This is a genomic window from uncultured Aquincola sp. (assembly GCF_964001545.1).
Classification (GTDB): Bacteria; Pseudomonadota; Gammaproteobacteria; order Burkholderiales; family Burkholderiaceae_C; genus Aquincola.
Genome location: NZ_CAXFDV010000201.1, coordinates 1 through 7948 on the forward strand (window position 1 = coordinate 1; position 7948 = coordinate 7948).

The window sequence follows — 7948 nt, forward strand, 5'->3', positions numbered from 1 at the left end:
TCTTCGACCAGTGGCAGGAAGTGCCCGACACCCAGGTGTACGACAACGGCTTCAAGATCCAGTGGGAGCACTTCATCCGCCACGTGGTGGAAGACGCGCCCTACCAGTGGACGCTGCCCGAAGGCGCCAAGGGCGTGCAGCTGGTGGAAGCCGCCACCCGCAGCTGGCAGGAACGCCGCTGGGTCGACGTGCCGGCGCTGCGGGTGTAAGCCCATGGCCATCACCCTGAACCTGCCCACCGCCGACGGCGCGCTGCGGCCCTACACGCTGCAGGCCGCCACGCCGGTGGCCGCGGTTGCGGCGGGCGCGCGGCCGGCCTTCAACCGCATCGCCTACTCGGCCGCGCATGTGGTGGCCGATCCGCTGGCCGCCATCGACCCCTGGCTGCAATGCGCGATCGACTGGGACGCCACCATCGCCTACCGCCAGCGCCTGTGGGGCCTGGGGCTGGGCGTGGCCGAGGCCATGGACACCGCTCAGCGCGGCATGGGCCTGGACTGGCCCACCTCGCTGGCGCTGATCCGCCTCAGCCTGGACGCGGCGCGCGACCACCCCGGCGCGCTGGTGGCCTGCGGCTGCGGCACCGACCACCTGGCGCCCGACGACGTGCGCAGCGTCGACGACGTGATCCGCGCCTATGAAGAGCAGATGGAAGCGATCGAGGCGCTGGGCGGCCGGCTGATCGTGATGGCCAGCCGCGCACTGGCCCGCGTGGCTCAGGGTCCGGACGACTATGTGCGGGTGTACGACCGCATCCTGCGCCAGGCGAAGCAGCCGGTCATCCTGCACTGGCTGGGCGAGATGTTCGACCCCGCACTGGCCGGCTACTGGGGCGGCGGCAGCGTGGCCGCGGCCATGGACACGGCGCTGGGCATCATCGAAGCGCATGCCGACCAGGTGGACGGCATCAAGATCAGCCTGCTCGACAAGCAGCAGGAAATCGCGATGCGCCGCCGCCTGCCCGCCCATGGCGGCCGCGACGGCCAGGGCGTGCGCATGTACACCGGCGACGACTTCAACTACGCCGAGCTGATCGCCGGCGACGGCCACGGCACGGCGCGGGTGCATGGGCAAAGCGATGCATTGCTGGGCATCTTCGACGCCATTGCGCCGGCAGCCAGCGCCGCGCTGTCGGCCCTGGCGGCGGGCGACGAGGCGCGCTTCCACCAGATCCTGGCGCCCACGGTGCCGCTGTCGCGCCACATCTTCGCGGCGCCCACCCGCTTCTACAAGACGGGCGTGGTGTTCATGGCCTGGCTCAACGGCCACCAGCGGCACTTCACCATGGTGGGGGGCCAGCAAAGCACCCGCTCGCTGCAGCATCTGGCCGAGCTGTTCCGCCTGGCCGATGCCGCCCACCTGCTGGACGACCCGGCCCTGGCCGCGCAGCGCATGCGCACGCTGCTGGCGCTGCATGGGGTCGACGCATGAGCGCGGTACGCAGCTTCGAGGACGGCCATCAATGGCTGTCGATCAACACCGCCACCGTGCGCCGGCAATGGCCGCTGGACCGCATCATCGACGAATGCGCGCGGCGCGAGATCCGCGCCATCAGCCCCTGGCGCGACCAGGTGGCTGCCGTGGGGTTGGAAGCCACGGCGCGCCAGCTGCGCGCGCACGGCATGCAGCTGTCGGGCTACTGCCGCGGCGGCTTTTTTCCGGCGGCCGATGCAGCCGGCCTGCGCGCCGCGCTGGACGACAACCGCCGCGCCATCGACGAAGCCAGGACCCTGGGTGCGCCCTGCCTGGTGCTGGTGGTGGGCTCGCTGCCCGGCGCGCTGGCCGGCCAACCTGCCTATACAAGCATCGCCCGCGCCCGCGGCGAGGTGCGCGACGGCATTGCCGCCACGCTGGACCACGCACGCCAGGTCGGCATGCCGCTGGCCATCGAGCCGCTGCACCCGATGCAGGCGGCCGAGCGCGCCTGTGTGAACACCCTGGCGCAGGCGCTGGACCTGTGCGACGAGCTGGACCCGCAGCGCAGCGGCGCGCTGGGCGTGGCGCTGGATGCGTATCACGTGTGGTGGGACCCGCAGCTGCAGGCGCAGATCGCGCGCGCCGGCGCCGAGCGGCTGCTGGCCTACCATGTGTGCGACTGGCTCACCCCCACCCGCGACCTGCTGAACGACCGCGGCATGATGGGCGACGGCGTGATCGAGCTGCGGCAGCTGCGCGGCTGGGTGGAAGCCGCCGGCTACCGCGGCTTTGCCGAGGTGGAGATCTTCTCCGAGCACTGGTGGCAGCGCCCCGGCGAAGACGTGCTGGACACCTGCATCGCCCGCCACCGCAGCGTGGTGTAAGCCCGGGGGTGGCCGGTGCGGGCATGGCAAGTGCCGCGCGGGCGGCACAACACCATCACCCCGAGGAGCGCGCCATGACCACCTCCACCGCCCCGGCCGCCGGCAGCGACAAGCCCAAGGCCGAGCCCAGCCTGCACCGGGTGATGGGCCCGTGGCTGCTGCTGCTCTTCATCGTCGGCGACATCCTGGGCACCGGCATCTACGCCCTCACCGGCCAGGTGGCGGCGCAGGTGGGCGGCGTGGTGTGGCTGCCCTTTCTGGTGGCCTTCGTGGTGGCGGTGATCACCGCCTTCAGCTACCTGGAGCTGGTGACCAAATACCCGCAGGCGGCCGGCGCCGCGTTGTATGCGCACAAGGCTTTCGGCATCCACTTCATCACCTTCATCGTGGCCTTTGCGGTGATGTGCTCGGGCATCACCTCGGCCAGCACCGCCTCGCGGGCGTTTGCGGCCTACCTGTCGCAGGCCTTCGGGCTGGGGCTGGAAGGCGGCTTCGGCATCACCGCCATCGGCCTGGTGTTCATGGCGCTGGTGGCGGCAGTCAACTTCCGCGGCGTGGGTGAAAGCGTCAAGCTCAACGTGCTGCTCACCTGCGTGGAGCTGTCGGGCCTGCTGCTGATCATCGGCATCGGCCTGTGGGCCATCACCCAGGGCCAGGGCGATGTGTCGCGCATCACCCAGTTCAAGCCCAACGTCGACGGCGGCATGTTCTGGTCGGTGATGGCGGCCACCACGCTGGCCTTTTTCGCGATGGTGGGCTTCGAAGATTCGGTGAACATGGCCGAGGAGTGCAAGGACCCGGTACGCCACTTTCCCAAGGTGCTGCTGGGCGGGCTGGTCATCACCGGCATCATCTACATGCTGGTGTCGATCTCGGCCGTCACGCTGGTGGCGCCCGACAAGCTGGGCGAAGGCGAAACGCCGCTGCTGCAGGTGGTGCAGGCCGGCGCGCCGGGCTTTCCCATCGGCATCTTCGGGCTCATCACCATGTTCGCGGTGGCCAACAGCGCCCTCATCAACATGCTGATGGCCAGCCGGCTGGTGTACGGCATGGCGCGTGAGCAGGTGCTGCCCGCCGCGCTGGGCAAGGTGCACAGCCGCCGCCGCACGCCTTACACCGCCATCGGCTTCACCACGCTGCTGGCCTTCGGCCTCATCGCCTTCGTGGGCGGCGTGCCTGCGCTGGGCGGCACCACCGCGCTGCTGCTGCTGTGCGTGTTCACGGTGGTCAACGTGGCGGTGCTGGTGCTGCGGCGCGACAAGGTGGAGCACCAGCACTTCCGCACGCCCACGCTGCTGCCGGTGCTGGGTGCGCTGAGCTGCGCGTTTCTGGCCGGCCCCTGGACCGGTCGCGCCACCGAGCAGTACCAGATCGCCGGCGTGCTGCTGGCCGTGGGCGTGTCGCTGTGGGGCTTGACCGTGGCCTTCCACAAGCGGCCGGCGGGTGATCCCCCTCAGGCTGGCATGGCTTCGGCCGATAACACCCCGACCCCATGAAGTTTCGGGCGTGGCCCGAGTGCCCACGCCCCCATGCCCAACAGTTTCCGCGTCCGACTGGCCTTGATCATGGCCACCCTGCTGGCGTTGACCACCAGCAGCCTCTCGTGGGTGCTGGGCGCCGCGATGTCGAACCATCTGGCCGCCGAGCAAGGCCGCGCGCTGCACAACCTGGCGCGCGGCGTGGCCGCGGTGATGGCCGAGGGCATGGACACCCGGCTGGGCGAGATCTCCCGCCTGGCCCAGGGCGCCGTGGTCACGCTGGTACGCCCCGACGGCAGCCTGCGGGTCACCGACCAGGACCTGGACCGCGTGGCGGCCAATCGCTCGCACTACAGCTGGATCGGCGTCGCCCACCCCGATGGCGAGGTGGTGGCGGCCACCGGCCACATGCTGGTGGGCAGCAGCGTGGCCGAGCGGCCCTGGTTCGCCCAGGGCCTGAAGACTGCCTACACCGGCGACGTGCACAAGGCCAAGCTGCTGGCCACCCTGTTGCCACCGGCCACCGACGGCTCGCCGCCGCGCTTCATCGACTTTGCCGCGCCGCTGACCGATGCGCAGGGCCGGGTGGTGGCGGTGGTGGGCGCGCATGTGAACTGGGACTGGGGCCGCGAAGTGATCTCGCTGCTGCGCACCGGCGATGCCCGCCAGATGGGCGTGCGCGTGTTCGTGGTGGACGCCGGCGACCAGGTGATCCTGGGCCCGACCGATGCACCGGACGCCCTGCCGCCGGCGCTGGCGCCGCTGCTCGCCGGGCCCCGCGTGGCCGAATGGGCAGACGGCACCGACTACCTGACCGCCGCGACGCCGGTGCAGCCGCATGCCCGCAGCAACCAGCTGGGCTGGCGGGTGGTGGTGCGTCAGCCGGCCGCGGTGGCCCTGGCGCCCGCCTATGAAGCCCAGCGCCTGGTGTGGTGGTCGGGCCTGCTGGTGGCGTTGCTGGCCGCGGCGGTGGCCTGGTGGGCGGCGGGCGGCCTGAGCAAGCCGCTGACCGCCATCCACGATGCGGCGCTGCGCATCGGCGCCGGCGAGCCCGACGTGCGCCTGCCCGAGCCCGGCGGCGCCAGCGAAGTGCGCGGCCTGGGCACCGCGCTGGCCCGCATGATGGCCGCGCTGGCGGCGCGTGAAGCTTCGCTGCGCGAGGCCAACGAAACGCTGGAAGCCCGCGTGGCCGAGCGCACCCACGCACTGGCGCAGGCCAATGCCGAGCTCAACCTGCTGGCCCGGCGCGACCCGCTGACCGGCCTGCCCAACCGTCGCGCGGCCGACGAACGCCTGGGCAGCGAGCTGGGCCGCCACCGCCGCAACCACCAGCCGATGACGCTGATGGGCATCGACATCGACCACTTCAAGCGTGTGAACGACAGCTTCGGCCATGCGGCCGGCGACATGGTGCTGGTGCAGGTGGCGCAACTGCTGCAGCGCACGCTGCGCACCACCGACTTCGTGGCCCGGGTGGGCGGCGAGGAATTCATGGTGCTGCTGCCCGAGACCGATGCCGAAGGCGGCCTGCAGGTGGCCGAGAAGCTGCGCGGCGCCGTCCAGGCGCTGGTGCTGGAGACGGTGGGCAGCGTGACCATCAGCGTGGGCATGACGCACCGCGCCCACACCCACCGCGATGCCGCAGCCGCCAGCCATGCCGCCGACGTGGCGCTTTATGCCGCCAAGCGCGGCGGCCGCAACCGGGTGGTGGCGTTCGAGGACGCCTCGCGCATCACCGACAGCGTGCTGGATTCGTTCGCGTGACGGCGCTCTTGGACGCCGGCTTCAGCCGGCGGCGCGCACCGCAGGCGCCAGGTCGCCGTAGTTGCTGGCCTGGGCGCAGCGGTTGCGGCCGCGGTGCTTGGCGTCGTACAGCGCCGCATCGGCCGAGGCCATGAAGGAATCGATCCGCCCGTCCACGCTGGGCGAGCGCAGGGCCAGGCCCAGGCTGATGGTGAGCACGCCGCGCTCGGTGCCGCCATGCGGCAGGCCCATGGCTTCCACCGCCTGGCGCAGCCGTTCGGCCACCATCTGGCACTGCAGCGCCGATTCACCCTGCACCAGCGCCGCGAATTCTTCGCCGCCGATGCGGCCCAGGAAGGCCTGGGGCGGCAGGTTGGCGCGCATGGTTTCGCCCACGCGCTTCAGGCAGGCATCGCCCGCCGGGTGGCCGTACAGGTCGTTGTACTGCTTGAAGTTGTCGACGTCGATCAGCACCAGGGCCAGCCAACGCCGGTCGTCGGCCGCTTCCTGCCAGCGGCTGGGCAAGGCCAGGTCGAAGGCGCGGCGGTTGGGCAGCCCGGTCAGTGCATCGGTCTGCGACAGGCGGGCATAGCCGTCGGCCCGGCGCTCGGCGGCGCGGAAGGCCAGCGTCTCGCGCAGGCGCAGCAGGTAGCTGTAGCGCGAGCCGCGCTCGATGCGGTGGCAGGCCTGCAGCGTGAACAACACGGTGCAGGCCATCAGGCCGATGGAAAAGATGCGGGCCTGCTCGGGCAGCAGGTGATCGAAGCCGACGAACAGGGCCGTCGAGGGCAGCGCAATGCCCGACATCCACAAGGCCTGCTGAAAGCGCAGCGGCAGCGAGATGTTCAGCACCAGGAACGCCAGGCTGAACACGAAGGGGTCGTACATGCGCACCTCGTTCTGGGTGCCACGCAGCACCATGCAGGCGCACAGCATCACCATCGGCAAGGCGCTGGCCAGCAGCCATTCACGGGCCGCGGGCCGCAGCCAGCCGCGCGCGATGGCGGTGAGCAGGCCTGCGCCATACACCGTCATCACCGTGCGCCAGGCCAGCACGACGCCGAAGTCCTCGCGCCGGATGAACCAGTCGTTGATCAGGAACAGGTTCCAGATCAGCAGGCCGATGACGCCGCCGCGCACCAGCCAGCGCTCGCGCGCCGGGCCTTCGTCGTGCTCATAGCGGGCTTCGACCTCCGGCTGGAAGGCCAGCTTCCAGCGGCGCTTGAGCCCCAGCTCATGCCGCACCGCAGCCTGCAGGCTGAGTTCATGGTCCAAAGACTTGGACATGTCACATTCCTTCCACATGGGCCGGCTGGGGCCGCGGGCCCACCGGCGTGCCGACGCTGGCCGACAAGGCGTCCACCGCGGCCTGATCCTTCGGGCTGGGCGCGGGGCGCCCCAGCGCATAGCCCTGCACTTCGGTACAGCCCTCGGCCCGGGCACAGGCCAGGTGGGCCTGGGTTTCGACGCCTTCGGCCACCGTGGTCACGCCCAGCCGGCGGCCCAGTTCGGCCACGGCGCGCACCACGGCCGCGCACTCGGGCCGGCGCAGCGCGTCCTGCACGAAGGAGCCGTCGATCTTGATCTTGTCGAACGGAAAGCTGCGCAGGTGCGCCAGCGACGAATACCCGGTGCCGAAGTCGTCCAGCGCCACCCGAACGCCCATGTCGCGCAGCAGCCGCAGCTCGGCCAGCGCCGGTGCGCCGTGCAGCAGCAGCGCGGTCTCGGTGATCTCGATCTCCAGCCGGTGGGCCGGCAGGCTGGCGGCCTGCAGCGCGCGGCGCACCGCCGGCAGCAGCGTGCCGCGGCCCAGCTGCGCGGCCGACACGTTCACGGCCACCCGCGCCTCGTCGGCCCAGCCTGCCGCCTCTTCACAGGCGCGGCCCAGCACGAACTGGCCCACGCGGTCGATCAGCTCGGCTTCTTCGGCCACCGGCACGAACTCCGACGGCGGCACCCAGCCGCGCGGCGGGTCGAACCAGCGCACCAGCGCCTCGCGCGCGGTGATGCGGCCCGAGGCCAGGTCGGTGATGGGCTGGAAAAACACGAACATGCCTTCTTCGGTGTCCAGCGCGGCGCGCAGGCGTACCTCCAGGTCCACCCGCTCCTGCATGCGGGTGAGCATCTCGGTGGTGAAGGTGCGCACCGTGCCCCGGCCGGCGGCCTTGGCGGCATACAGCGCGATGTCGGCGCGCGACAGCAGGGTTTCGCCGTCATGCCCATGCGGCGGCGACAGTGCAATGCCCACCGAGGCACCGATGCGCGTGCGCCGCTCGTCGGCCAGTTGGTAGGGCGCGCACAGCGAAGTCAGCAGCCCGCGCGCCAGCAGCTCGGCGGTGGCGGGGTCGGCCCCCGGCAGCAGCACCGCAAATTCGTCGCCGCCCAGGCGGGCCACGGCCAGCGCGCGGCCGGCGCAGTGGGCCTGCA

General features: G+C 71.4%; 6 protein-coding genes and 1 pseudogene. 5 read left to right on the forward strand and 2 right to left on the reverse strand.

Features of this window, described 5'->3' with window-relative positions; all coding sequences use genetic code 11:
• The 5 genes and pseudogenes from ABNT58_RS06955 to ABNT58_RS06975 form a co-directional block, all read left to right on the forward strand.
• Positions 1 to 209, forward strand: a pseudogene (locus ABNT58_RS06955) (gfo/Idh/MocA family oxidoreductase); the annotation flags it as partial.
• A gap of 4 nt (positions 210 to 213) precedes the next feature.
• On the forward strand, positions 214 to 1431 hold the full coding sequence (locus tag ABNT58_RS06960; protein WP_348752774.1) for a dihydrodipicolinate synthase family protein: 1218 nt from the start codon (positions 214 to 216) through the stop codon (positions 1429 to 1431).
• Positions 1428 to 2300: a sugar phosphate isomerase/epimerase family protein gene (locus ABNT58_RS06965; protein ID WP_348752775.1), complete on the forward strand. Its 873-nt coding sequence runs from the start codon at positions 1428 to 1430 to the stop codon at positions 2298 to 2300. Before ABNT58_RS06960 ends, ABNT58_RS06965 begins: the two co-directional genes overlap by 4 nt.
• Before the next feature lie 74 nt (positions 2301 to 2374).
• Positions 2375 to 3796, forward strand: a complete 1422-nt coding sequence (locus ABNT58_RS06970) for an APC family permease (protein WP_348752776.1) — start codon at positions 2375 to 2377, stop codon at positions 3794 to 3796.
• Positions 3797 to 3865: 69 nt separating this feature from the next.
• Positions 3866 to 5542 (forward strand): diguanylate cyclase, encoded by a 1677-nt coding sequence (locus ABNT58_RS06975; RefSeq protein ID WP_348752777.1) that lies wholly within the window; start codon positions 3866 to 3868, stop codon positions 5540 to 5542.
• Positions 5543 to 5563: 21 nt separating this feature from the next.
• Here ABNT58_RS06975 and ABNT58_RS06980 read toward each other — a convergent pair whose 3' ends face one another.
• Positions 5564 to 6808 carry a GGDEF domain-containing protein gene (locus ABNT58_RS06980; protein WP_348752778.1) on the reverse strand — a complete coding sequence of 415 codons (1245 nt, stop codon included), beginning with the start codon at positions 6806 to 6808 and terminating at the stop codon, positions 5564 to 5566.
• 1 nt (position 6809) lies between these two features.
• Positions 6810 to 7948 (reverse strand): EAL domain-containing protein (locus tag ABNT58_RS06985; protein ID WP_348752779.1); only part of this gene is annotated, 1139 nt, incomplete at its 5' end.